20 protein-coding genes are annotated in these 26,084 nt (G+C 67.6%); 12 read left to right on the top strand and 8 right to left on the bottom strand.

Annotation, left to right across the window (positions count from 1 at the left end; translation table 11 throughout):
- Nucleotides 1-2: 2 nt before the first annotated feature.
- Together G6N18_RS12585 and G6N18_RS12580 are read right to left on the bottom strand one after the other, a co-directional pair.
- Nucleotides 3-1,520: a glycosyltransferase family 39 protein gene (locus G6N18_RS12585; RefSeq protein ID WP_083003242.1), complete on the bottom strand. Its 1,518-nt coding sequence runs from the start codon at nucleotides 1,518-1,520 to the stop codon at nucleotides 3-5.
- Nucleotides 1,514-2,359, bottom strand: a complete 846-nt coding sequence (locus tag G6N18_RS12580) for a glycoside hydrolase family 16 protein (protein ID WP_083003245.1) — start codon at nucleotides 2,357-2,359, stop codon at nucleotides 1,514-1,516. Before G6N18_RS12580 ends, G6N18_RS12585 begins: the two co-directional genes overlap by 7 nt.
- 202 nt (nucleotides 2,360-2,561) lie before the next feature.
- On the opposite strand from G6N18_RS12580, the gene fdh reads away from it, so the two are divergent.
- From fdh to G6N18_RS12555, 4 genes are read left to right on the top strand one after another with little or no spacing between them, the layout of a single operon-like run.
- Complete coding sequence (gene fdh, locus G6N18_RS12570) at nucleotides 2,562-5,813, top strand: formate dehydrogenase (RefSeq protein ID WP_179962303.1); 3,252 nt, start codon at nucleotides 2,562-2,564, stop codon at nucleotides 5,811-5,813.
- Nucleotides 5,810-6,694 (top strand): 4Fe-4S dicluster domain-containing protein, encoded by an 885-nt coding sequence (locus tag G6N18_RS12565; RefSeq protein WP_083003150.1) that lies wholly within the window; start codon nucleotides 5,810-5,812, stop codon nucleotides 6,692-6,694. Before fdh ends, G6N18_RS12565 begins: the two co-directional genes overlap by 4 nt.
- Complete coding sequence (nrfD, locus tag G6N18_RS12560; protein WP_083003154.1) at nucleotides 6,694-7,647, top strand: NrfD/PsrC family molybdoenzyme membrane anchor subunit; 954 nt, start codon at nucleotides 6,694-6,696, stop codon at nucleotides 7,645-7,647. The genes G6N18_RS12565 and nrfD overlap by 1 nt, the downstream gene beginning before the upstream one ends.
- A gap of 6 nt (nucleotides 7,648-7,653) precedes the next feature.
- Entirely contained in the window at nucleotides 7,654-9,006 is a 1,353-nt protein-coding gene (locus G6N18_RS12555; protein WP_083003157.1) for an MFS transporter, read from the top strand.
- 74 nt (nucleotides 9,007-9,080) lie between these two features.
- On the opposite strand, the gene ppk2 is transcribed toward G6N18_RS12555, so the two are convergent.
- Complete coding sequence (gene ppk2 / locus G6N18_RS12550) at nucleotides 9,081-9,971, bottom strand: polyphosphate kinase 2 (RefSeq protein WP_083003161.1); 891 nt, start codon at nucleotides 9,969-9,971, stop codon at nucleotides 9,081-9,083.
- Nucleotides 9,972-10,042: 71 nt separating this feature from the next.
- Here ppk2 and G6N18_RS12545 point away from each other — a divergent pair, with 71 nt between their 5' ends.
- Nucleotides 10,043-10,657 carry a rhomboid-like protein gene (locus G6N18_RS12545; protein ID WP_083003164.1) on the top strand — a complete coding sequence of 205 codons (615 nt, stop codon included), beginning with the start codon at nucleotides 10,043-10,045 and terminating at the stop codon, nucleotides 10,655-10,657.
- A 25-nt stretch (nucleotides 10,658-10,682) separates the two neighbouring features.
- On the top strand, nucleotides 10,683-11,612 hold the full coding sequence (locus tag G6N18_RS12540) for an NAD(P)/FAD-dependent oxidoreductase (protein WP_083003167.1): 930 nt from the start codon (nucleotides 10,683-10,685) through the stop codon (nucleotides 11,610-11,612).
- Here G6N18_RS12540 and G6N18_RS12535 read toward each other — a convergent pair.
- From G6N18_RS12535 to G6N18_RS12525, 3 genes are read right to left on the bottom strand one after another with little or no spacing between them, the layout of a single operon-like run.
- A complete protein-coding gene (locus tag G6N18_RS12535; protein ID WP_083003170.1) occupies nucleotides 11,609-13,699 on the bottom strand; it encodes a xanthine dehydrogenase family protein molybdopterin-binding subunit in 2,091 nt (696 codons plus the stop codon). The two genes, G6N18_RS12540 and G6N18_RS12535, sit on opposite strands and share 4 nt — an antisense overlap.
- Nucleotides 13,696-14,682 carry an FAD binding domain-containing protein gene (locus G6N18_RS12530; protein ID WP_083003174.1) on the bottom strand — a complete coding sequence of 329 codons (987 nt, stop codon included), beginning with the start codon at nucleotides 14,680-14,682 and terminating at the stop codon, nucleotides 13,696-13,698. The genes G6N18_RS12535 and G6N18_RS12530 overlap by 4 nt, the downstream gene beginning before the upstream one ends.
- Nucleotides 14,679-15,194 (bottom strand): 2Fe-2S iron-sulfur cluster-binding protein, encoded by a 516-nt coding sequence (locus G6N18_RS12525; RefSeq protein WP_083003177.1) that lies wholly within the window; start codon nucleotides 15,192-15,194, stop codon nucleotides 14,679-14,681. The genes G6N18_RS12530 and G6N18_RS12525 overlap by 4 nt, the downstream gene beginning before the upstream one ends.
- 57 nt (nucleotides 15,195-15,251) lie before the next feature.
- Here G6N18_RS12525 and G6N18_RS12520 point away from each other — a divergent pair, with 57 nt between their 5' ends.
- The 6 genes from G6N18_RS12520 (at nucleotide 15,252) to G6N18_RS12495 (ending at nucleotide 22,242) form a co-directional block, all read left to right on the top strand.
- Nucleotides 15,252-15,797, top strand: coding sequence for a YceI family protein (locus tag G6N18_RS12520; RefSeq protein WP_083003249.1), 546 nt, complete (start codon nucleotides 15,252-15,254; stop codon nucleotides 15,795-15,797).
- A gap of 138 nt (nucleotides 15,798-15,935) precedes the next feature.
- Nucleotides 15,936-17,492 carry a serine/threonine-protein kinase gene (locus G6N18_RS12515; RefSeq protein ID WP_083003252.1) on the top strand — a complete coding sequence of 519 codons (1,557 nt, stop codon included), beginning with the start codon at nucleotides 15,936-15,938 and terminating at the stop codon, nucleotides 17,490-17,492.
- A 107-nt stretch (nucleotides 17,493-17,599) separates the two neighbouring features.
- Complete coding sequence (locus tag G6N18_RS12510; RefSeq protein WP_067214508.1) at nucleotides 17,600-18,067, top strand: cyclic nucleotide-binding domain-containing protein; 468 nt, start codon at nucleotides 17,600-17,602, stop codon at nucleotides 18,065-18,067.
- A 57-nt stretch (nucleotides 18,068-18,124) separates the two neighbouring features.
- Complete coding sequence (locus tag G6N18_RS12505; RefSeq protein WP_083003180.1) at nucleotides 18,125-19,516, top strand: WS/DGAT/MGAT family O-acyltransferase; 1,392 nt, start codon at nucleotides 18,125-18,127, stop codon at nucleotides 19,514-19,516.
- A 114-nt stretch (nucleotides 19,517-19,630) separates the two neighbouring features.
- Nucleotides 19,631-20,977 (top strand): L-fucose:H+ symporter permease, encoded by a 1,347-nt coding sequence (fucP, locus tag G6N18_RS12500; RefSeq protein ID WP_083003184.1) that lies wholly within the window; start codon nucleotides 19,631-19,633, stop codon nucleotides 20,975-20,977.
- The gene (locus G6N18_RS12495; protein WP_083003187.1) at nucleotides 20,974-22,242 is read left to right on the top strand and encodes an ABC transporter substrate-binding protein; all 1,269 of its coding nucleotides are present in this window, start codon (nucleotides 20,974-20,976) and stop codon (nucleotides 22,240-22,242) included. Before fucP ends, G6N18_RS12495 begins: the two co-directional genes overlap by 4 nt.
- Before the next feature lie 7 nt (nucleotides 22,243-22,249).
- Here the strand turns inward: G6N18_RS12495 and G6N18_RS12490 are convergent, their stop codons facing one another.
- Nucleotides 22,250-23,776, bottom strand: a complete 1,527-nt coding sequence (locus G6N18_RS12490) for an MFS transporter (RefSeq protein ID WP_234806186.1) — start codon at nucleotides 23,774-23,776, stop codon at nucleotides 22,250-22,252.
- Between the two features lie 10 nt (nucleotides 23,777-23,786).
- The gene (locus G6N18_RS12485) at nucleotides 23,787-26,081 is read right to left on the bottom strand and encodes an alpha/beta hydrolase-fold protein (protein WP_083003190.1); all 2,295 of its coding nucleotides are present in this window, start codon (nucleotides 26,079-26,081) and stop codon (nucleotides 23,787-23,789) included.
- Nucleotides 26,082-26,084: the final 3 nt, after the last annotated feature.

Raw genomic sequence — 26,084 nt, 5'->3', positions numbered from 1 at the left:
GCCTACCGCTGCGCCCGGATCACCTGCACCAGGCTGAACTGCCACCGCTCGACCAGACGAAAGCCCATGTCGTGGCTGACGGCGAACGCGCGTGTGCCGCCGAACAGCGGACCGGGCGGAATCGCCACTCCCTCTTCGCGTTTCGGAGCGGCGGGGTCTGCCTGCGTGATGATCCAGACGGTCGCGCAATGTTCGAGCGGCCCCACGGACGCCTCGGGGATGAGGTTCGTGTCGAACACCTCGCGGGTGTCGACCGCCCGCTGCCAGAGGCTGACGTCGACCACCTTACGGAAGGCGTCGGGGCGCGCGGCCATCAGCGGTCGCATCGGCGCGGGATGGAACGTCACGGTGTCGTTGACCAGAAGACAGTCGCCCGCGGCGGCCTTCGTCGAGACCAGGTCGGCCACCTGGCTGTAATCCATGTGGTACTTCGCATACGGACCGCGTTGCACCGTAACGAAAGTGGGCGCCGCGACCACGGCGAACACGCCGACGACCGCCGCCGTTACCCACGCCGAGCGCGCCAACGCGGCGATGCAGACCCCGAGCAGCAGGGCCATCGCGGGCGCGGTGAAGCACAGATAGCGCGGCGTGTAGAGCGGTTCGGCCAGCGCCGAGTACGCCACGATCAGCGCCGTCGGAATCACCAGCCACGCCACCGCCAGCACGATCGCTTCCCGCTCACCGACGCTCGGCCGCCTCACGAACACCCACACCGCGATCGCCACCAGCACCACCACCGCGGACAGCGCCGCGAAATACGGATTGCGGTCGAAATACTGCTGTACGGCAACGTCTTCGAAGGTTCGCAGACCGATCGGCGTGATCCAGCTGATCTGGTTGGCCTGTCCGGCGACCACCGCGACGAACGGCGCCATCACGCCGAGCGCGATTCCCGATGCGATCGCGAACGGCAGCACCACCGTCCGGGTGCGCCGGAACGCCATCACGAAGACGGCGTGGACGAAGAACAACAGCGCCAGGTAGACATCGAGCAGGATCGACACCGCCAGCAGCACGCCGTAACCCGCCCACGCCCAACGGGATTCGCGCTGCGTCGTCCACACCAGCAGGACCGCCAGCCACACGGCGAGCATCATCGACAACGCGTACGGACGCGCCTCGATACCCGCCCACGTCGCCCGGGGCAGGATCGCGCAGACGACGCCCGCCGCGAGCCCGACCGTCCGCGACGACAGCTGCCTGCCCAGCACCACCACGCCCGCCGCGGCGGCGCCGACCGCCAGGCCGCTCGGCACCCGCGACCAGAACTCGGTCGGCGGGAAGACGGCGAACCAGCCGTGCATCAGCAGGTAGTAGAGGCCGTGGACGGCGTCCACGTCGGCCAGCATCTGCCACAGCTGATGCAGCGACCGGCTGTAGGACGCCGAGATCGTCGCCGCCTCGTCGTACCAGAACGACGGACGGCCGGCGCCCACGAGGCTCACCGCGGCGCCGAGGACGGCGACGAGCAGCGGTTCCAGCCGCGCCAGCCGACCGCGGCCGGGGACGTCTACCAGACGCGGATCCAGTCGATGAGCATCACCGATGGGTAGGGGGCCCGACGCGGATCGCCGCCACCCGAACCACCGACCGCGAGGTTGAAGATCGCCTGCAGCCAGTAGCCGGGGATGCTGAACGGCCACCGCAGGTCCCCGGGTCGGCCGTGAACGGGAATCGGCTCGGCCGGAACGGTGAAGTACGGGTCAGCGCCGTCGACGTAGTCGCGCCAGAAGCGGAAGCCGTCCTCGCTCCACTCGGTGCGCCAGTTGTGCCACGCCGGGTCCACCAGCTGGGGGATCGACTTGCCCTCCCACGTCTTGCCGTTGGAGGCGGCGTGGACGGTGGTGCCGGGCGGCCACGACTCGTTGCCGTAGTACTCGACGATGTCGATCTCACCATCGGGCAGCGGGTCCTGGTTGAGCAGCCAGTAGGCGGGCCACAGGCCGGGGTGCATGCAGTCGAGCTTGATGCGCGCTTCCCATGTGGTGCCGATCTGGCCTCGGAAGTGGCTGAGCACCTTGCCGCTGAAGTACTGGTCGCCTTCCTGGGTCGCGCACAGCACGAGGTTGGAGTTGCCGTCGATGAACACGTTGCGACGGTCGTCGCGGTAATGCCCAGCGATCGGGGGCGTCACCGGGTCGTCCCAGTTCTGCACGATCCACTTCGCCGGATCGGGGGCCGATCCGGCCGGGCCGTCGAATTCGTCCTGGAACAGGTAGGTGCCTGTCGCCGCATCAGGTGGCGGCTGCGCCGGTGGGGATGGCCGTAGCGGTGAGGCATTGGCCAGGGGGGCGGGCATGGCCGCCGCGCCCAGCGCGGCGACTCCGGTCATCATCATCAGGGTGCGACGGTCGATTTCGGCCACAGCAGCACCATAGAGGGTGAGCGCAGCAGTTGCGTTCGGTTCCCGCCACCATGGCGCCCGGAGTCGCCCGCGAAGGAGGACGACCGGCGGCGACGCAGCGCCCTGACGAGGCCCGACGCCGACATGGCGCCAACTGCGCAACAGCAGCGCCGCGACGCGGTTTGATGGGGGAGACGTCGGGTAAGGAGGCGCTATGGACATCAAGGGGCTGTTCCAGTCGTGGCCGGTCTACCGCCAGCTCACCGGTCAGGACCGGTTGGGCCGGGGCCAGGCCGCGCAGTCCAAGCGCTCAGCCACGCTGACGCCGCGGACCACCGAAGCGGACCGGGTCGCGCATTCCGTCTGCCCGTACTGCGCGGTGGGCTGCGCGCAGAAGGTCTACGTCAAGGACGAGAAAGTCATCCAGATCGAGGGCAATCCGGACAGTCCGATATCGCGAGGCCGCCTGTGCCCCAAGGGTTCTGCGAGCAAGCAGCTTGTCACCGGTCCGCAGCGGTTGACCAAGGTGCGCTACCGCCCGCCGTACGCCACCGAGTGGCAGGACATCGACCTCGACACGGCGATGGACATGGTCGCCGACCGCATCCTCGACGCGCGCGAGAAGGGCTGGCAGCAGTTCGACGCCGACCGCAACACGCTGCGCCGCACCATGGGTATCGCCAGCCTGGGCGGCGCGACGCTGGACAACGAAGAGAACTACCTGATCAAGAAGCTTTTCACCGCGTTGGGGGCACTGCAGATCGAGAACCAGGCCCGCATTTGACACAGCGCCACGGTTCCCGGTCTGGGAGCCTCCTTCGGTCGCGGCGGGGCGACGGACTACCAGCAAGACCTCGCCAATGCGGACTTCATCGTGATCATGGGCTCGAACATGGCCGAAGCCCATCCGGTCGGGTTCCAATGGGTCGTCGAGGCCAAGGCGCGCGGCGCGGAGGTGGTGCACATCGATCCGCGGTTCACCCGCACCAGCGCGCTGGCCGACCGGCATCTCACGCTGCGCGCGGGCAGTGACATCGCGTTCCTCGGCGGGGTGATCAACCACATCCTGAGCAACGACCTTGACTTCCGCGAGTACGTCACCGCGTACACCAACGCATCGTTCATCGTCGACGAACGCTTCCGCGACGCGGAGGACCTCGAGGGGTTGTTCTCCGGCTACGACCGCGACACTGCCTCTTACGACCCGTCGACGTGGCAGTACGAACGCACCGATCCCGAATACGGCGGCGCCGGCGCCAAGGAGCACGCCGCGCCCGATCAGCACGGGTCGGGCGGCGCACCGATCGAGGTTGGGGCGCAATGTATTCCATCAGACCCGACCTTGCAACACCCCCGCTGCGTCTATCAGATCCTCAAGCGGCACTACGCCCGCTACACGCCGGAGATGGTGGAACGCGTGTGCGGCATACCGGCATCGGACTTCCTCGACATTGCGCGGACGTGGGCCGCCAACTCCGGGCGCGAGCGCACGTCTGCCCTGGTGTACAGCGTCGGGTGGACGCAACACACGATGGGCGCGCAGTTCATCCGCGCCGGGGCGATCATCCAGTTGCTGCTGGGCAACATCGGCCGACCCGGTGGCGGCGTGTTCGCGCTGCGCGGGCACGCCAGCATCCAGGGCTCGACCGACGTGCCGACGTTGTTCAACCTGCTACCCGGCTATCTGGCGATGCCGCACGCAGGTCAGGAGACGTTGTCGGAGTATCTCGACGACATCATCGGGCACAATCAGAAAGGCTTCTGGCACAACGCCGATACGTACATGGTGTCGCTGCTCAAGGAGTACTGGGGCGAGCACGCTACCGCCGACAACGACTACTGCTTCGACTATCTGCCGCGCATCAACGGCGACCACGGCACCTACCGCACAGTGATGGACATGGTCGACGGCAACGTGTTCGGCTACTTCCTGCTCGGCCAGAACCCGGCGGTCGGGTCGGCCCACGGACGGTTGCAGCGCCTCGGCATGGCCAACCTCGACTGGCTGGTGGTGCGCGATCTCGTCGAGATCGAGAGCGCGACGCTCTGGAAGAACTCCCCCGAAATCGAAACGGGGGAGATCGAACCGCAGACGTGCCGCACCGAGGTGTTCCTGTTCCCGGCCGCGTCGCATGTGGAGAAGGCGGGCACGTTCACGCAGACGCAGCGCAAACTGCAGTGGCGGGAGAAGGCGGTCGAACCGCCGGGCGACGCCCGCTCCGAGTTGTGGTTCTTCTACCACCTGGGCCGTATCCTGCGTGAAAAGCTCGCCGGCTCAACAGATGAGCGCGACCGCCCGCTGCTCGACCTCTCCTGGGACTACGAACTGGAGGGCGACGAACCGTCCGCCGAGGATGTGCTGCGGCGCATCAACGGCGTCGACCTGACGACGGGTCGTGCGGTGAACGGCTATCTGGAACTCAAGGCCGACGGCACCACGATGTGCGGGTGCTGGATCTACAGCGGCGTCTACGCCGACGAGGTCAACCAGGCCGCCCGGCGCGCGCCGCACGACGACGCGCAGTGGGGTTGGGTGTGGCCGCTGAACCGGCGCGTGCTCTACAACCGCGCGTCGGCGGACCCGCAGGGCAGGCCGTGGAGCGAGCGCAAGAAGCTGGTGTGGTGGGACGCCTCGAAGGGCGAGTGGACCGGTTACGACGTCCCCGACTTCGAGAAGACCAAACCGCCGGACTACGAACCGCCGTCGGACGCAGTCGGTGTCGATGCGCTGCGCGGTGACGACGCGTTCGTCATGCAAGCCGACGGCAAGGGCTGGCTGTTCGCGCCGAACGGGGTGCTCGACGGGCCGTTGCCGACGCACTACGAGCCGCACGAGTCACCGGTGCCCAACGCGTTCTACAAGCAGCAGGGCAATCCGGCGCGCAAGGTGTACGGACGTGCGGACAACCCGTCGAACCCGTCGCCGCCGGAGTTGCACGGCGAGGTGTTCCCGTTCGTCTTCACCGCGGCCCGGCTGACCGAGCACCACACCGCGGGCGGAATGAGCCGCCACCTGCCCTATCTCAGCGAACTTCAGCCGGGTTTGTTCGTGGAGGTGTCGCCGCAGCTGGCGGCCGAACGCGGTCTGACGCATATGGAATGGGCGCACGTGGTGACCAGCCGGTCGGCGGTCGATGCACGGGTGTTCGTGACGGACCGGATGCGGCCGCTGCGGATCGAGGACCGGATCGTGCACCAGGTCTGGATGCCCTACCACTGGGGCAGTGTCGGGCTGATCGACGGCGACGTGGTGAACGACCTGGTGGGCGTGGTCGCCGACCCGAACGTGTTCATCCAAGAGAGCAAGGTCGCGACATGCGACATCCAGCCCGGTCGACGGCCGCGTGGACCGGCGCTGCTGGAGTACATCGCGATGTACCGCGAGCGGGCGCGCATCACCCCCGAGACGGGCACCAACCTGGACACCACCGAGGCTTCGACAGACCACACCGAGGAGAAGCCATGAGCCCCAACAGCTTCTATGGCCCGCTGGCCGACGTGGCGGGTGACGCCGGCTACGCCGAGCATCCGCCGCGGATGGGCTTTTTCACCGACACCTCGGTGTGCATCGGTTGCAAGGCATGCGAGGTGGCCTGCAAGGAGTGGAACGGCGTGCCCGAGGACGGGTTCAACTTGCTGGGCATGTCGTTCGACAACACCGGCGAGCTGGGCGCGAACTCGTGGCGGCATGTCGCGTTCGTCGAGCAACCCGCCTCGGTGGACCTCGGTATGCCCGGCTTCGAACGGCCCGGCGACGCTTCGGGTCCCGAAACCCGCACGGACTTCCGCTGGTTGATGAGCAGCGACGTGTGCAAGCACTGCACGCACGCCGGGTGCCTGGACGTCTGCCCGACCGGCGCGCTGTTCCGCACCGAGTTCGCGACCGTCGTTGTGCAGCAGGATATCTGCAACGGCTGCGGATACTGCGTGTCGGCCTGTCCGTACGGGGTGATCGAGCGGCGTGAGGGCGACGGCCGAGCGTTCAAGTGCACGCTGTGCTACGACCGGCTGCTCGACGGGCTGGAGCCGGCATGTGCGAAGGCGTGCCCGACCGACTCGATTCAGTTCGGTGTCCTGGACGAGTTGCGGGACCGGGCGGCATTGCGCGTCAACGAGTTACACGACCGTGGCGAGACATCGGCGCGCCTGTACGGCGAAGACCCGAACGACGGCGTCGGCGGCGACGGAGCGTTCTTCCTCTTGCTCGACGAGCCCGAGGTGTACGGGCTGCCGCCGGACCCGGTGGTGCCGACGCGCGACGCCGGCGCGATGTGGCGCTACGCGGGAATGGCGGCGTCGGCTTTGGTCGGCCTCGCGGTGTCGTCGTTCCTCGGGAAGAGAAGCTGATGCCGCGCGAACAGCTGGCGGTGCCCCAAGCCGAGTTCCGGTCCTACTACGGCAAGCAGATCCTCAAGACCCCGGTGTGGAACTGGATGATCGCGGCGTACCTGTTCTGCGGTGGCGTGTCGGCGGGCGCGGCGATGCTGGCTGCGGGTGCGGACCTGACGGGACGGCCCGGCCTCCGGAAGGTGTCCCGAATCGGTTCGCTGGCAAGCATTTTGGCGAGCCTGTACTTCCTGATCGCCGATCTCGGGCGACCGGAGCGGTTCCACCACATGCTGAGGGTGGCGAAGCCGAGTTCGCCGATGAGCGTGGGCACCTGGATCCTGTCGGCGTACGGGCCGGGCGCGGGCCTGGCGGCGGTGGCGGAGTTGATGCCGGGCCGGCTACGGCGGACGTGGCTGGGCCGGGTGGTGGACCGGGCGGCTCGACCGGCCGGACTGTGGGCGGCGGCCACGGCGCCGGGGGTGGCGTCGTACACGGCGGTTCTGTTGTCGCAGACGGCGGTTCCGGCCTGGCGGGAGGCGCATCCGTATCTGCCGTTCGTGTTCACGGGTTCGGCGGCGGCGAGCGGCGCCGGCCTGGGAATGCTGTTGGCGCCGTTGGACGAGTCAAGTCCGGCGCGGCGGATGGCGGTGCTGGGCGCGGGCATGGAAGTGGCGGCGTCGCGGGTGATGGAGCGGCAGCTGGGGCTGTCCGGTGAGGCGTACACGACGGGCAAGGTGCACCGGCTGCGTCAGCTGTCGGAGGTGCTGACGGTCGGCGGTGCGGTCGGGGCCGTAATCGGACGGAACCGGGCGACGGTCGCGGCGTCGGGGGCGGCGCTGCTGGTGGGGAGTGCGCTGCAGAGGTTCGGCGTCTTCGAGGCAGGCGTGGCGTCGACCCGCGACCCGAAGTACGTCGTCGTCCCGCAGCGGGAGCGATTGAACGCAGAATCCGCCAACCCGCGGCTATTGTGACCGTCGATGAGTACGACGACGGAAGCGCCACCGCCGCGGTCGACACCTGCCGAAACCCGGCGGGCGATCTGGAACACGATCCGCGGCTCGTCGGGCAACCTCGTCGAGTGGTACGACGTCTACATCTACACGGTGTTCGCGCCCTACTTCGAAGCGCAGTTCTTCGACGAATCCGAGAAGAACTCGACGGTGTACGTGTACGCGATCTTCGCGGTGACCTTCGTGATGCGGCCGGTCGGCTCCTGGTTCTTCGGCCGGTTCGCCGACCGACGGGGCCGCCGCGCCGCGCTCACGGTGAGTGTGTCGCTGATGGCGGGCTGCTCGATGGTCGTCGCGCTGGTGCCCTCACAAGCCAGCATCGGCGCGGCCGCGGCGGTCATCCTGATCCTGGCGCGATTGGTGCAGGGTTTCGCGACCGGCGGCGAGTATGGGACGTCGGCGACGTACATGTCCGAAGCGGCGACGCGTGAGCGACGTGGCTTCTTCTCGTCGTTCCAGTACGTGACGCTGGTCGGCGGACATGTGCTGGCTCAGCTCACGCTGTTGATCGTCGACGCGTTCCTCGTCGACGAACAGATGCGCGAATTCGGTTGGCGGATCGGCTTCGCCGTCGGCGGCGTCGCTGCGGTGGTGGTGTTCTGGTTGCGCCGGACCATGGACGAGTCGCTCAGCGAGGACGTCATCGAAGCGGCCAAGACCGGGCAGGACAAGGGAGCCGGCTCGATACGCGAGTTGTTCACCCACTACCCGAAGCCGCTGCTGATGTGCTTCCTGATCACATTGGGCGGCACCATCGCGTTCTACACCTACAGCGTCAACGCGCCGGCGATCGTCAAGACCGCTTACAAGGGTGAGGGCATGACGGGCACGTGGATCAACCTTATCGGGTTGATCTTCCTGATGCTGCTGCAGCCGGTCGGCGGCATGATCAGCGATAAGGTCGGTCGCAAACCGCTGCTGCTGTGGTTCGGTTTCGGCGGGGTGATCTACACCTATGTGCTGATCACCTACTTGCCCGAAACACGCTCTCCGTTAACGTCTTTCCTTCTGGTGGCGATCGGCTACGTGATCCTCACCGGCTACACCTCGATCAATGCGCTGGTCAAGTCGGAATTGTTTCCGGCGCGGGTGCGGGCGCTGGGCGTGGGTGTCGGCTACGCGCTGGCGAACTCGATGTTCGGCGGCACCGCTCCGATGATCTATCAGGCGCTCAGGGAACGCGATCAGGTCCCGTTGTTCATCGGCTACGTCACCGTCTGCATCGCGGTGTCCCTCGTGGTGTACCTGTTCTTCCTGAAGAACAAGTCCGAGACCTTCCTCGACCGCGAGCGCGGCTCATCTTTCGTGCGGGCTCCCTAACCTCGAGATTGCACTGACGGCTGTACCGCCGACCACGACCCTCACTGCAATCTCGGCGCTACACCCGTGATGAACTAGTCCTCCAGCGCCCGGCCGACGATCAACGGATCCGGCTCGCCGACCACCTCGTCGTCCTTGTCGTCATAGTCGAACCGCGACAGCAGATACCGCATCGCGTTGATGCGCCCGCGCTTCTTGTCGTTGCTCTTCACCACGATCCACGGCGCATAGTCGGTGTCGGTCGCGACGAACATCTCCTCCTTGGCCCTGGTGTAGTCCTCCCACCGGTTGACCGCTTCCATGTCCACCGACGAGAACTTCCACTGCCGCAACGGATCAATGAGCCGGATCGCGAACCGCGTCCGCTGCTCGGCCGGCGACACCGAGAACCAGAACTTGGTCAGGTGCAGTCCCGAGTTGACCAGCATCTCCTCGAACGCCGGCGCCTGGCGCATGAACTCGGCGTGCTGTTCGGGCGTACAGAAGCCCATCACCCGTTCGACTCCCGCGCGGTTGTACCAGGACCGGTCGAACAACACCATCTCCCCGGCCGTCGGCAGATGCCTGACGTATCGCTGGAAGTACCACTGCGACTTCTCTTCTTCGGTCGGCTTCTCCAACGCCACCACCCGTGCGCCGCGCGGGTTGAGGTGCTCCATGAACCGCTGGATGGATCCACCCTTGCCCGCCGCGTCGCGACCCTCGAACAGGATCACGTGCCGGGCGCCGGTGCGTTTACTCCACTTCTGCAGTTTGAGCAGTTCGATCTGCAGGCGCCGTTTCACCCGCTCGTAATCGTCGCGCGACATCCGCTCGTCGTACGGATAGCGCTCGCGCCAGGTCTGGATCGGCTTGCCATCGCGGTCGAGCAGGATCGGGTCGTCCTCGTCCTCGTCGTTGACCGTGTAGCCATGGTCGTCGGTCGACAGGGCGTCGAGATCAATCTCAGAATCTGCGGTCGTCATCCCAGCTCCTTGCACGATCACTATCCCCACTAGGGGCGGGTGACAAACCTGCTCGGCAGTACTGTCGCGTTGTGCAGCTCATCCGCGGCGCGCCGCTCACGTTCGCGTGGTTGGTCGTCCTGCTCATCACCACCCGCGTGCAGCGCTCGGCCGGCCATCGAGGGTCGCGGCGGATCCAGCGCAGAAACTCCACCAACCTGCGTCGGCTGCGCACCGAACCGTCGCGCGTCCTCACGACCAGCCTGTTCTGGCTCGACGACCACCGATGGTGGCCGTACGTGCCAGTGTTCGCCGGCGTGGTCGCACCGGCAGAGCGCCGATTATGTTGGTGGCGTTGGCTTCTCGTCGGTCTCGGCGCGCACGTCGTCGGCACCTACGTCGGCCAGAGCTACCTGCGGCTGCTGATCGGCAAAGGACGCGCGCCGCAGCGGCTGGAAAACGCCCGCGACGTCGGGGTGAGCTACTTCGTCCTCGGCGTGGCCGGCGCGCTGTCCGGCTACACCCGAAAGCCGTGGCGATCACCTGCGCAGGCCACGGCGGTGCTGGCGCTGGCGGGTAACGCCGCCGCACGCCCGACCTTCACCGAAGTCGGGCACCTGACCGCGTTCCTCATCGGGCTGACAGCCGTCCCGCTGGCGCCGGATCGCGAGTCCAAGCCCTATCCGCGGCTACCCGACGTTTCATAACTGCGACCCGGGGAAACTTGTCGCCATGCAATGGGAATGCGCCGTCGTCGGGGCCGGAGCCGCCGGGCTGAGCGCCGCCCTCGTCCTGGGCCGGGCGCGGCGGCGCACGGTCGTGATCGACGCCGACGAGCAGAGCAACCGCGTGTCGAGCGTCATCGGCGGTCTTCTCGGCTATGACCAGCGGCCACCGGCCGAGCTCTACGCCGCCGGGCGCCGAGAGCTGGCGTCGTACCCCAGCGTCGAGTACCGGCACGGCACGGTACGCAGCGGCCGTCCCGTCGACAGCGGGTTCGTCCTCGAACCGGACGACGGCGACCCGATTCTCACCAAGCGCGTCCTGCTCGCCACCGGCATGCAGTACTGCCCGCCGGAGCTGCCCGGGCTCGCGGAACTGTGGGGCACCTCGGTGTTCCAGTGCCCGTTCTGCCACGGCTGGGAGATGCGCGACAAGCGGCTCGCCACCATGGCCGCCGGCGAGGAGGCCATGCACTCGGCGCTGATGCTGCGCGGCTGGAGCGACGACGTCGTGCTACTGACCGACGGCAGCACCGACCTGTCACCCGCCGACGTCAACGTCCTGCAATCGGCGAACGTCACGATCGATGACCGCCGTGTCGTCGAATTGCACAGCGACAACGGCCAATTGACCGCAATCGCATTCGCCGACGGCGACCGTCTGGTCCGCGACGGCCTGCTGGTCGAGGCGCCGCTGCGCCAACGCTCGCCGCTGGCCCAACAATTGGGCGCGGAATGCACACCCGGCCCGCTGGCCGCCGACACCATCAACATCGACGAGATCCACCGCACAGTCACCGGCGGCGTGTTCGCCGCGGGCGACGTCTGTAGCGAACAACCCTATGTCGCAGGCGCGATCGCCGCCGGCTCGAAGGCGGCGATGATCATCGTGCAGAGCCTGCTCGCCGACGAGTTCGGCCTGCCGTACCCGCCGACCTAGGCGCCCGCAACGAGCACCGCGTCGCACATCACCGGCAGATCGCGCACCCGAATACCGGTCGCGTGGTACACCGCGTTGACCACCGCAGCGGCCGACCCCACGATGCCGATCTCACCCGCACCGCGCGATCCCATCGGGTTAGAGTGCTTGTCGACGTCGTCGAGCCACATCGCCTCGACGGCGGGAACGTCGGCGTGCGAGCTGATGTGGTAGGTCGCCAGGTCTCTGGTGACGACATGGCCGAACCGCGGGTCGCGCACGCTCTCCTCGTGCAGCGCCATCGACAGGCCCATCGTCATGCCGCCGATAAGCTGCGAGCGCAACGTCACCGGGTTGATCACCCGCCCGACCGAGAACACCCCGAGCATCCGCGACACCCGGATCTCGCCGGTATGTCGGCTGACCCTCGCCTCGACGAAATGCGCGCCGAACGAATACATTCCGAAGTTCTGCGCCTCCTCGTTCTCCGGCGCCTCGGCGGTGGTCGCGACGCCGACGGCCGGGTCGTCACCGTGGTCGCGCCGGAACTGTTGTGCCGCAGCGACGATCGCGCGGCCCCACGAGCTGATGCCCGACGAGCCGCCCTCCACCGAAGCGGCGGGCAGGTCCGTGTCGCCGATCTGCAGGTCGATCGCGTCCAGCTCACAGCCCAGCGCGTCCGCCGCGATCTGCGAAAGCGCCGTCCAGGTGCCGGTGCCGATGTCGACCGCCCCGATGCCGACGGCGTAGCGGCCCGGTGCGACGCATTCGATGCGAGCGCCGTTGCCCGGCATGTTCATCGCCGGATACACCGACGACGCGACACCGGTGCCGACCAACCATTCACCCTCGCAGCGGGTTCCGGGCTCGGGGTCTCGCGATGTCCAGCCGAACCGTTCCGCACCCGTCTGCAGGCATTCGACAAGGCGGCGGTCCGACCACGGGTTGCCGGTCTCGGGGTCGACGTCGGGTTCGTTGCGGATGCGCAACTCGACCGGGTCGACGCCGCAGGCGACGGCGAGTTCGTCCATCGCGACCTCGAGTGCGTACATGCCGGGACACTCGCCCGGGGCGCGCATCCAGAACGGGACGGGCACGTCGAGCGCCGCGACCCGGTGTGACGTCTTGCGGTTCGGGCCGGCATACATCATGCGCGACGGGACCGCGGCCTGCTCGGCGAACTCCTTGACGGTCGCGGTCTGGGTGACGACTTCGTGGCTGATCGCCGTCAACGTCCCGTCGCGTTCGGCGGCCAGGCGAAGGTGCTGGATTGTCGGCGTGCGGTACCCGACGAAGTCGAACATCTGCTGCCTCGTCACCGCCAGCTTCACCGGCCGGCCGGGAACCCGTTGCGCGGCCATCACGGCGAGGATGTTGTGCGAGTGCGGTGAACCTTTGGAGCCGAAGCCTCCGCCGACGTTTTTCGCGATCACCCGCACCTGCTCGGGTTGCAGGCCGAACGTGGTCGCCACCTCCTTACGGACTGCGTGCACACCTTGGGTCGAGTCCCACAGCGTCAGGGTGTCGATGTCCCACAGCGCGATACAGGCGTGCGGTTCCATCGGATTGTTGTGCTCGTGTGGCGTGCTGTAGGTCTGATCGACGACGATCGGCGCGTCCCGCAGCGCGGCTTCCACGTCGCCCTCGGACGTGTCGGTCGGATAACCCGCGTTGACCTCGTCGGGCGCGTACAGCTTCGGGTGGTCGGCGCTCAGCGCGACGTCGTGCGGCGCCTCGTCGTACTCGACGTGCACGAGTGCCGCTGCGTGCCTGGCGGTTTCGGCGCTCTCCGCGATCACGCCGCCGATCAGCTGGCCGCGGTAGTTGACTTGCGGGCCTTGCAGCACCGTGAGGTCGCCGTTCGAGGTGTCGGCCAGCCGGGGCTTGTCGAACGCGGTGAGCACGGCCAGGACTCCATCGACCGCCTCGGCGGCGGAGGTGTCCATCGTCGTGATCCGGCCTTTGGCGATGGTGGCCTGGACCGGGTGCAGATACGTGGCGTTGTCGACGGCGTACTCGTAGGCGTAGTCCGCGGTGCCGGTGACCTTGGCGGGCCCGTCGAGACGGGTGACGGCGGTGCCGATGGCGCGGGGTTGCAGGGTGGTCATCGCTGCTCCGTCAGCTCGGCCAGGGTGGCGACGATGGCGCGGCGGGTGAGTTCGACCTTGAACTCGTTGCCGGGCAACGGTTGTGCGCTCTCGAGTTCGGCGTCCGCGGCCCGGCGGAAGGAGTCCTCGGTGGCCGGTGCACCAGTGAGCTCCTGCTCGGCGCGGGATGCGCGCCATGGTTTGTGGGCGACGCCACCAAGTGCGACGCGGGCGCTGGCGACGGTGCCGTCATCGACGACGAGTTCGGCGGCCACCGACGTCAACGCGAACGCGTACGACGCGCGGTCGCGCACCTTGCGGTACGTCGAGCGGGCACCCTTCGGCGGCACAGGGATCTCGACCGCGGTGATGAGCGCGCCTTGCGGTAGCACGGTGTCGCGGTCGGGGCGGTCGCCGGGTAGCCGGTGAAAGTCGGTGAGCGGCAGGCGATGTTCACCGTCGGCATCTACGTAGACTACGACCGTGTCGAGCGCTGCCATCGCGACCGCCATGTCCGACGGATGCACGGCGACACAGTGTTCCGAGGCGCCGAGGATGGCGTGGTAGCGGACGTAACCGCCGATCGCCGAGCAGCCCTCGCCGGGGGTGCGCTTGTTGCACGGTGTGGTGACGTCCTGGAAGTAGACGCACCGGGTGCGCTGCAACAGGTTTCCCGCGGTGGTGGCGAGGTTGCGCAGCTGACCGGAGGCCGCCGAGAGCAGCGCGCGGGCGAGGACGGGGTAGCGGCTGCGGACCACGGGGTGGGCCGCGAGGTCGCTGTTGCGGACGTCGGCGCCGACGCGCAGCGACCCGTCGGGCAGCTGGTCGACGTCGGTGAGCGACAGGTGGCTCACATCGACGATCAGCGACGGCTCGACGATGCCGAGCTTCATGTGATCGACGAGGTTGGTGCCGCCGGCGAGGAACACCGCGTCAGGGCGCTCGGCGACGGCGGTGACCGCGTCGGAGACGCTGGTGGCGCGGTGGTAGTCGAAGGGAATCATCGGGCGGCCTCATGGATGGCGGCGACGATGTTTGGGTAGGCGGCGCAGCGGCACAGGTTGCCGCTCATCCGTTCGCGGATCTCGTCGTTGGACAGTTCGGGCGTTTGCTCGAGGTCCTCGGTGACGTGGCTCGGTGCGCCGGACTTGACCTCGTCGAGCATGCCGACGGCCGAGCAGATCTGGCCGGGCGTGCAGTAACCGCACTGGAAACCGTCGTGGTCGAGGAAGGCCTGGGCGACGGGATGCAGCGCGCCGGCGTCGCCGAGCCCGGCTGCGGTGACGATCTCGGCGCCGTCGTGGGCAACGGCGAACGCCAGGCAGGTGGTGGCGCGTCTGCCGTCGAGCAGAACCGTGCACGATCCGCACTGGCCGTGGTCGCAGCCCTTCTTGGGCGCGGTGACGCCAAGATGTTCGCGGAGGAGGTCCAGCAAAGTCGTGCGGTTGTCGACGGTCAGCGAGTGCCGGGCGCCGTCGACGGACACGGTGATATCGGTGAAGTGGGCTGACTCCATCGTGTGCAGATACCCGCGTCCGGGGTGGTGAAACGGGCGACCGCCACAATGGACGGCATGCCGCAGACCTGGAAGCTGGATCAGTCCGACGGTCGGCTGGAGATCCGCACCGGCGTCGGGGGCCGCGCCGCGAAGATGGGCCACCGCCTCACGATTGTGATGAACATCTGGCACGCGACGGTCGCCTGGGCGGACGGCGAACCGACCCAGGTGACGCTGACGGTCGACGTGGATTCGCTCGAGGTGCTCAGCGGCGAGGGCGGCGTGACGCCGTTGACCGGCCCCGAGAAGGCGCTCGCGCGGACGAATGCCCTGAAAGTGCTGAATGCGAAGCGGTTTCCGCGAATCACGTTCGAATCGAGCGACATCGACAAGACCGGCGACCGATACCGTCTCACCGGGACGCTGCAGATTCACGGGCAGACTCGAAACCAGGTCGTTGACGTCGCGGTGAGCGAACTCGACGAGGTGTGGCGTATCTCATGTGAGGCCGACGTGCGGCACTCGGACTTCGGCCTCAAGCCGTATTCGATGCTGATGGGCTCGATGAAGGTCGCCGACGCTGTGACGGTGTCGTTCAGCGCGAAACGAAACAAGCGGTAACCTGGTCGAGGAAATCGCCTGTGCGGCTGTGACATCGGAGTCGACGTATACCTGCTGCGGGGAGCGGGTTATGTAACAGCGCGTTGCGGGAACACCATTGACTGCTGCGCTGATGTCGATAAGAGGAAGGATTGCATGTTGAGCTCCCCGAAGGGCGGCTCCCGACTGGGTACGCGATTCGGGCCGTATGAGCTGAAGTCCCTGATCGGCGTCGGCGGCATGGGCGAGGTCTACCGCGCCTATGACACCGCAAAGGAGCGGACGGTGGCGATCAAGCTGCTACGTCCGGATATGGCCGTCGACCCCAACTTTCAGGAACGTTTCCGACGCGAGTCGCGCGTCGCTGCGCGACTGCAGGAACCGCACGTCATCCCCGTGCACGACTTCGGAGACATCGACGGAACGCTCTACATCGACATGCGCCTGGTCGAGGGCGCGAGCCTCAAGGAACTGCTGCGCACCGACGGCGCGTTGCCCGCGACGCGCGTCGTGTCGATCATCACGCAGGTGGCGGCGGCGCTGGACGCCGCGCACGCCAACGGTCTCGTGCATCGCGACATCAAGCCGGAGAACGTGCTGCTCACCGCCGACGACTTCGCGTATCTCGTCGACTTCGGCATCGCCCACGGCGGCGGGGAAGCGGCGGTCACCAAGACCGGGCTGGTGATCGGCTCGTGCGCATACATGGCGCCGGAACGCATCAGCGGAGAGCGCGGCGGGCCCGCCTCCGACATCTACTCGCTGACCTGCCTGCTTTATGAGTGCCTGACCGGTCGGGCGCCGTTCGACTCCGGCGACCTACGCGAGATCATGGGCGCCCACCTGTTCTCGCCCGCGCCGCGCCCGAGCATCATGCGCAGAGGCATCAGCCGGGAGTTCGACGAGGTCATCGCCCGCGGCATGGCGAAGAAACCTGCGGACCGATTCGCGACGGCAGGTGAGCTGGCCAAGGCCGCCGCTGCGGCGGCGAATGCTCCGGTCGCGGCACCGCCCCCGCCGCCGCAGCCGCCGCCGTCGACGCGGCAGTTCTCGGCCGTCGACCCGAATCCGGTGCGCACGGGCTACCAGCCGGCGTACGCACCGTTGCCGCCACCCGCGCCGAACCGCAAGCCGCGTTTCGGGCCCGCGCAGATCGGGTTGGTCGTGACGACGATCGTGCTGTTCACCGCGGCCGTGGTGCTGGCGTTGGTGCTGGCGTTCGGCGACCACGGGAGCGGATCGGCGCCGCAGACGTCGCTGGCGCTGCCGCCGTCGACGACGACCGAAACCACCGCGCCGTCGGCCGAGGAGGAGACGACGACCACGACGACAACGACAACCCCGACGCCGTCCACCACACCGACCACCAGCGGGGCGCCGATCGCGGGGGTTTCGGGGACGGACTCGCAGGGCTTCATCGGGCACACCGCGCGCTGCGATGCGGGCAGCACGCCGGCGGCGGCGATCAGAACCGCACAGTCGCTGGCGGTGGTATGTGAGACGGCGCCGGGCGACTACTACTACCTGGGTGAGCGGCTGCGCGACGGCGCCAACGTGCGACTCGACAACGTGCAACCGTCGGGTGCGGGGTTCGTCGCCACCAATCCGGCCGACGGCGCGCGGTACGACGTGCAACCCGGCATGCTGACGATCTCGAGCAACGGGACGGTGGACTCGGCGGAGCCGGCGCTGGAGTACGGCTCAGCGGACCGCTAACCGGGGATTTCGGCGCGCTACCTATCGCTCAACGACCATTTGCGCACCAAAACCGCAGCTGGTCGGCTACCGTTCGGCGAGAGACACGTCTCGGATCGGGGACCACTATGGACAACCGCAGGTACGCCCGCGCCAGCGAAGAGGCCCGCGCGCAGGAAATCCAACTCGACGCCAGGCGACTACGGGAGTTCGACACGTTCGCGAAGTTCTCCGACAGCGACCTCACGCGTCTGGTCCAGGCGTCACACCGCACGTCGACGTCGGGACCCTGGCCGCTGATCCGCGAGCAGACCCCGTCGGACGCCTGCTACATCCTGCTCAGCGGGGAGGTCGGCGTCTACGTCGGCCACGACCGGATCGCCGTGGTCGGTCCGGGCGAGGTGATCGGCGAATCGGTGCTGCGCCGCGGCGCACTGCGCAATGCGACCGTGACGACGACGGGGCGCGCCGAGGTGCTGCACATCGACCGAGACGACCTGAACCGTCTGCTCGCCGAGATACCGGCGCTGCGCGAGGCCATGGACGCGACGGTCGCCCGCCACACCTCGAAGGCTGACACCGCCGAACCGGGCTGACCTGTACCGACCGCGCTCGAGGTTTTACGCGCGTGTCAACTCGGGTACGCCGGGTGGATGGAACGGCTCAGCGCGTTCGATGCCAGTCTGCTGTACAGCGAATCACCCAGCGTTCCACTGAATGTGTGTGCGATCGCGTGCCTCGACACGTCGACGATCCCGGGTGGCTACCGCTTCGACCGAGTCCGCGAGCACCTGGCCTCGCGGCTGCGGGCGCTGCCGGAGTTCCGGGCAAAGCTCGCGAACAGCCCGCTGAACCTGGACCATCCGGTGTGGGTGGAGGAGGACGACGTGGACCTGTCCTACCACCTGCACCGCATCGCATTGCCCGCGCCGGGCGAGGTCACCGAACTGACCAACGTCTGCGGACGCATCGCGTCAGCTCCGCTGGACCGCAGCAAGCCGCTGTGGGAGATGTGGGTGATCGAGGGCATCGCCGAAACCGACCCGCATGTCTACGGCGACATCGCGCTGATGATGAAGGTGCATCACGCCGCGGTGGACGGCGTATCGGCGGCCAACCTGATCAGCAAGCTGTGCGACCTCGAACCCGACGCCCCGCCACCGGATTCCGTAGCGGGCCCCGGGCGCGCGAGGCGGTTCGAGATCACCGCCGACGGTTTGATGCGGGCGGTCACGCGGCCGTTGCAGCTGGCGAGAGCGGTGCCCGCGACGATGTCGACGATCGTCAACTCGATCGCCCGCGCGCGCAGCGGCACGGCCATGGCCGCACCGTTCAAAGCTCCGGCGACGGTGTTCAACGCCGAGATCACCGCCGACCGCACCATCGCGCTGGCACAGCTGGAGTTGGCGGATGTCAAGCGCGTGAAGGACGCGTTCGGCGTCAAGGTCAACGACGTGGTGATGGCGTTGTGCGCCGGCGCGCTGCGCGGATACCTGGGCGACCGCAAAGAGCTGCCCGACAAGCCGCTGGTGGCGGTGGTTCCCGCGTCGGTGCACGACAAGTCCGACCGGCCGGGCCGCAACCAGCTCTCGGGCATGTTCTGCAACCTGCAGTCGCACATCGCCGACCCCGCCGCCCGACTGCGTGCCATCGCCGAATCCAGTTGGCATGCAAAGGAACACAGTTCGGCCATCGCCCCGACGCTGCTGGCCGACGTGACGCAGGCGCTGCCACCTCCGTTGTTCGGGATGGCAATGGAGGTGATGTCACACACCCCGCTGAAGCGCACGCCGATCCACAATGTGGTCATCTCGAACGTGGCCGGCCCGGACACCAAGCTCTATGCGATGGGCGCCGAGATGAAATCGCTGTATCCGCTCGGGCCGATCTTTCACGGCTCGGGACTGAACATCACGGTGATGTCGTTGAGCGGCAAGCTGAACATCGGTCTGATCTCGTGCCGAAAACTGGTGAACGACTTGTGGACTCTGGCCGATCGCTTCGAAGAGGAGTTGGCCGAACTCGTGCGCAGTTGCCCTCGCTGACGTCGTGATGCCCGCATGACCAAAGTGCCCCCGTTCCCGGGCGCAGCGGCATAGCGTGAGGTGAATCCCAGATAGGGGTTGCGCCCTATCGCTTCGCAAAGCGAGGGCACCAGCATGACGACCACCGAGCACGCCGATCAACCCGCCGGAGCTACCGGGTCGACGCCGAAAGCAGCCCTCGTCTATCCGAAGATGTGGGTGCTGTTCGGCGTGCTGATCTGCTGCTTCACCGCCTGGGGCGTCGCCGCAGACCTCACGACGCCGATGGTGGCCGGCTTCAAGCGCATCTTCGACATGAACACCTTCCAGGCGTCGCTGGTTCAGTTGGCGTACTTCGGGGCGTACTTCCTGCTCGCGATTCCCGCCGCATTGATCAATGCCCGGTTCGGCTACAAAGCGGGACTACTCACGGGTCTGCTCCTCGCGGCGGCCGGCGCGATCGCGTTCTATCCGGCCAGCAAGATCATGACCTACGAGGCATTCCTGGTCGCGCTGTTCGCGATTGCCGCCGGCTGCTCGATACTCGAGACGTCCGCCAACCCCTATGTGCTGTCGATGGGGCCGGAGGAAACCGCGACGCGGCGACTGAACTTCGCGCAGGCGTTCAACCCGGTGGGCACCAACATCGGGGTGCTTCTGGCCGCGACGCTGATCTTGCCCAAGCTGGACGAGCCTGTGAACATGGCGAATCTGTCCGCGGCCGAGGAACATGCGATCCGCGCCGGTCAACTCGGGGCGGTGATGGGTCCGTATCTGGGCCTCGGGTTCGTGCTGATTGCCATCGCCCTGGTGTTCGCCATCCAGAAGTCGCCGCCGATCGTCGAGGAGTTCCCCGATGCCGACCTCCAGGGTCAGTCTGCGGTCCGGATCCTGTTGTCCAACAGGCGCTACGTCTTCGGGGTCGTCGCGCAGTTCTTCAACGTGGCAGCACAGGTCTGCACGTGGACGTTCCTGATCCAGTACTCCCAGCAGGCGCTGAACGGGTCCCTTCAGCTGGGCGGCTACCTGCTGCAACTGAGCCTGATCGTGTTCCTGGTTTCGCGGTTCATCATGACGTGGGTGATCGGACGGATCCGTGCGACAAAGGTACTCACGTTCCTCGGCGCACTCGCAGTGGTGCTGTGCATCTTCGCCATGTTCTCCCCGAACGTGGCCGGAGTCGCCGCCGTCGTCGCGCTGTCGTTCTGTCTGTCGCTGATGTTTCCGACGATCTACGGTGTCGCGCTCAAAGGGCTCGGTCCCGCAACGAAATTTGGCGCCGCCGGGTTAGTGATGGCCATCGTCGGTGGAGCGATCATGCCACTGGTTCAAGGCAAGCTGTTGGACGCGACCAGTCCGGCGCTGTCCTTTGTCGTACCGGCCGTCTGTTTCGCGGTGGTCACCTGCTACGCCGTCTACGACCTGCGGGCCCGGCCCCACGGCGGCCGAACAGATCCTCACGTGGTTGGAGAACGGGCATGAAGCGGCACTGGCTCATCGTGTTGGCGTTGCTGCTCGTCGCATGCGGAGGCGGACAGCAGGGAAACTTCTCCGACCCCACCGACCGCCTCGAGGTGGTGTCGTGGTGGGTATCGCCGTCGGAGCGCCCGGCTTTCGAGGTTCTGCTGAACGCGTTCAGAGCAGAGCACCCGGACGTGGAGGTGATCGACGCCTCCGTCGCGGGTGGCGGCGGAAGCAACGTTCAGGTGGCGCTCGCCGCCCGGCTGCGGGCCGGGGACCCTCCCGACGTGTGGCAGACGTTTGTGGGCAGCTCCCTTCGCGCATGGGTCGACGCAAGCCGCATCGCGGACGCGTCGGCCGTATACGAGCGGACGAATCTGGCCGCGGTGCTGCCGCCGAAGTTGCTCGACGCGGCGAGCTACAAGGGCAAGCAGTGGGGAGTTCCGGCCGGTTCCCATCGCGGAAACGTGTTGTGGTTCAACCAACGTGTGCTTCGGGAAGCGGGAGTGGCGGCGCCGGGCCCGGGCTACAGCCCGGACGCCTTCCGCGGCGACCTGGACAAGGTTGCGGCAAGCGGTCGAACGGCGTTGTGTCTGGGCAGCAAGGACAGGTTCACCGCAACCGAACTGTTCGAGAACACGCTGTTGGGTGTGGTCGGTCCGGATGGATGGAAGAAGATCGGCGACGACTCGTTCGACTGGCGGGGCCCTCAACTCCGGCAAGCCCTGACCAGGTTGGGGCAGATCCTGTCAACGGTCGACCCGAATGCCGGCGGGCTCACCTGGGATCAGGCGGCGAAGAAACTGGCGTCGGGCGACTGCGCGTTCCTGTCGATGAACGACTCCGTCTACGGCGAACTGGTGGCCAACGGCGTCACTGAGGGCAAGGACTTCGGATACGTTCCGTATCCCGGGACTGACGGCGCCTACCTGGCGATCGTCGACACCTTCGTCGTGTCTGCCGACGCGGAGAACGGGGTGAACGGCCTCGATTTCCTTGCGACGGTGGCCGATCCGAAGACTTCGCTGGAATTCAACAAGGTGAAGGGATCGGCGCCGGTGCGCAACGACGTCGATGTTGCGCCGCTACCGCCCTATCAACGTCAGGCGTCGGAGTCGTTGTGGCACGACGAGGTGCTGCTGTCGATCACCCACGGTGAACTCATGCCGCCGCAGTTCCAGCAGGCGGTCTACGACGCGGTGGCCGCATTCGACCGGAGCAAGAATCCGGATACGTTCATCCACACCTTCCAGAACGCGATCACGGTGCCCATCGCCGGCCGCTGACGCGAATTCACCTGGCGGTGACGGGCTTGATCAAGAAGAACGCCAAAATGATCGCCGCGATCGGCCCGACGGCCATGATCAGGCTCAGCGTGTGAATCGCGTCGACCGCGTTGTGCGGCGCCTGATCCACCACCAGCCGCGCCTGCTCGGGGTTGACCAGTTGCGCGCCGTGGCCGCCGTGGACGGTCAGCACCGCCTCGCGGGTCTCTGCGCGCGTTATCCCTGCTTGGTGCAGATCGTGAACGCTGTCGGTGAGGAACAGGTTGATCCCGACGAGCGCGAAAAGCGCTGGGCCGAGCGAATACCCGCTCTCGTTGACCGCGCTCTTGACGGCGGAGACCGCGCCGCCGAGATCGGCTGGCGCGCTGCCCATCATGATCATGGCCTGCGGGGTGGTGACCAGTGCACCGCCGACCACGATGAGCGCGGTGGCGGCGAACACCGTCGTCCGCGAGGTGTCCAGGTCGAAGAACCGCATCGTCAGCAGGCCGCCGAGCATGACCGTGAGCCCGCTGACCATGACCGCGCGTTGCCCGAACCGGTTCGCGGCCGGGCCGGCGGAGGTGGCGGCCACGGCGGCCATCGCGGTGGCGGGGATCAGCAGCAGGCCGAACAGCTCGTGTGATTCCTTGCGGATGGTGACGAGGTAGAACGACATCAGAACCATCGAACCGCCGAGCACGATGTTGAACATCACCCCCGCGGTGACGGCGGCGTTGAACCGGCCGGAGCGAAAGACCCGCATATCCAAAGCGGGCTCCCGCGTATGTAACTCCTGCACGACGAACGCGCAACCGGCCAACAGGCCGACCGCAACAGCCGACAGTCCCACGGCATTGATGCCGGTCTCGATCCGCGACATACCGAAGATCAACCCCATCAGCGCGACGGCGAACAACGCCATCCCGAGCACATCGAGCCGATGGGTACCGCGCACGGTCTCCGGTACATAGCGCGACGTGATGACCAGCCCCAGCACCGCGATCAGCGGCACCACGAAAAAGCATGCGCGCCAACCGATGGCGTGGCCCAGCATGCCGCTGATCGCGGGCATCGGGGTGGCGACCGCGTATCCCACGCCGAAGTAGGCGGCGATCGCCGCGGCCCGCCGACCCGGGGGAAACACCGCGTTCGTGATCGCCAGCGAGAGCCCGATCAGGAAGGCCAGCATCACGCCGGCACCGGCACGGGCGACGATCAGCACCGCCGGCGAGGGCGCAGCGGCGGCAAGCACGCTGAACACGGTGGCACCGGCCAGCCCCAGCAGGTACATCCGCCGCATGCCGTAGAGATCGCCGAGCGCGCCGGCGCTGAGCACCGCGGCCGCCATGGTCAGGGTCGCAAGGCTGGCGACGAACGTGGCGGTGCTTCCGGTGATTCCCAGGCCGGTCGACACCAGTTGCAGGTTGGCCGACAGCGTGGTCGGGTCGCCGATCGAGATCGCATACCCGAGCCCCATCGCGATCACCGTCATGACAGCGGCCAGCCCGGAGACCTGACGCTGCTCGGCGTCGACGCGAGGACCGTCCGGCACGCGCCGGATGCTACCGCCGCAGCAGCGCCGCCATCACCTCTTTGGAGGGCACCGCCGCCGTCGTCGTCAGCGCGATGGTGTGCCGCCCCGCGGGCACTTCCACCAGCGGACCGGTCGGCTCGCCGTCCAGCAGCACCGCCATCTCGGGCGGCAGCGCGGCGAGTTCAACCCGCGCGGGGGTGTCGGTCGAGACGTCGATGGTCGACGTGCCGAGCGACGCGAGCCCGGCCCTGGCGACGTCCACGCTGAGACCCGCCACGCCGGTGAGCTTCAGCGTCAGGAACGGCAGCGGCTCGACGGCGGGGCCTGTGCGCCAGAGTAGTTCGGTGTACAGGCCGGGGGACAGGTCGAGGTCGGGTTCGACGCCGCGACGACGCCGGATCGTGCGCGTCGGGTCCGGACGCGCATACGACCGCGCGTCGACGGACGCGACCGCGCCGCGCGTGTCCGCCAGGCCCGGGTCGGCCGTCAGGTTCGACAACCACCAAACCCGGTGTGGCCCAAGGCCGAGATCGGGTCGCACCAGCTCCGGATACCACGAGTAGGTGATGTGGCCGGGGTCGCTTTGACGCAGCCCGGTGCCCATGTGCGAGACCGGATCGTCGAACTCGTCCTCGAGCATCCAGGTGACGTGGTCCTCGAACGGATAAACCGTGAAGCGGTAGCGGTAGCCCAGCCGGTCGAGTTCGAGCACCTGCGACAGCACCGACGTGATCGGCACCAGTTGGTCGAGCACGCCGTGGGCGATGACGAACGGTAGCCATCGCGCGTTGGGCAGCAGTTCCCAGGTGTCGCCCTCGCGGGCGCAGTGCGAGTTCAGGTCGAGGTCGCCGGGCACGTCGACGTTGGGCAGCAGGCGAACTCCGCAGACGGGCGGCCCGGCCAGCACGACGGCCTGGGCGAACACCTCCGGATACGTCAGCCCCAGCTTGTATGCGCCGTAGCCCCCCATCGAGTAGCCGGAGACCACCGTGCGGTTCGGATCGGTGCCGAGCTGTTCGGCCACCCGCGCCCACACCTCCCACACGTCGAGTTCGGCTTCGTCGAAGTACCAGCCCGACGATCCTCGCGCCAGCGGCGTCACCACCACGGATTCGCGGTCCTCGCAGACCTGGTGCAGCAGGCGCGGGTCGATTGCGGCGAACTGGTTCTGGCCCAACGCAAGTGAATGCAGAAGCAGGGTCAGCGGCAGCGTGCGGCCGGGCGCATACGTCGACGGCAGGCACACCGAGTAGGGCTGCACCCGGCCGAGGAACTGCGGGTCGGTGTCGAGGATGTTCGTGTCGGCGACGCCCTGGCCCAGCTCGATCGACGAGACGTACCAGCGGGTGGACGTACCGTGCACGATCGGCTCGTCGGTGGTGCGGCGCTCGGCGAGCTGATCCCACGCGACGGGTAGCGAGAACTCGGTCACGTCGCCGTCAGTGAGCGCGGCGGCTTGCGCCTGATCGGACCAGAAGTTGAGGTGCGCCTTCTCCTGCTGATGGGTGCGGAACGCGACGTTGTAGACGTTCGGCTGACCGGGCCGTGCGCCGCGGGTGACGGGAACGTCGGCGAACCCGTCGCCGGTCTCGTTGGCCAACCCCGCCGCCAGGCGCACGGTCCAGGTGCCTGTCGGTTCGACGAGAGCGCGAGGCACTTGAGCGAGGAAGGACCGCGACTGCATGTCGACCAGGTGGGCGACGGGGGTCGACGCCTGCGTGGCGAGGTCGATCAGCCTCGCTTCTTTACCGGAGATGAGCAGGGCCATGTCGATGCCGGCGGAGGTGACGCCGGCGTTGGCGGGCCACTCGTCGGTGGGCGCGGCGGTGCGGTCGGTGTCGAAAGTAAAGAGCGCGACGGGGATTGACGCGTCGAGCAGGGTGTTCCAGTCGACGCGCCACCAGGTGTGGGTGTCGGTCAGGCCGATCGCGACGCGGAAGATGTCGGCGCCGTTGCGGGCGGCGGGCCCGTCGGGATAGACGTAGGTGCCGCGCGGCGGAACCAGCCCACCGGTCGGGATGTCGACCAGCAGGCCGGTCGCGCCGTGATCGTCGTAGAGGAAGTCGGTCCAGAACAGTGCGCCGCCGGCGTAGCGGCCGGTGCCGCAAGTGCGCGGGAAGTCCTCTCCGAACGGCCATCCTTGTGGCGCCGGAAGTTTGGGTTCGGGGCGTAGTGCGGCCGCCGGTACGCCTTCGGGCATCCCGTTGACGACGTTGAGGTCTGTTCGTGTCGCGGGCGCATCTGGGTTGACGGCCTTCAGCACGGAGTCCGCTGCGCGAATCCCGAGGCGAACGGGCAGCAGCGCCAGGTCGATGAGGGACATGGC

Source organism: Mycolicibacterium celeriflavum (assembly GCF_010731795.1).
Classification (GTDB): Bacteria; Actinomycetota; Actinomycetes; order Mycobacteriales; family Mycobacteriaceae; genus Mycobacterium; species Mycobacterium celeriflavum.
This window is presented reverse-complemented; position numbering and strand designations above follow the sequence as displayed.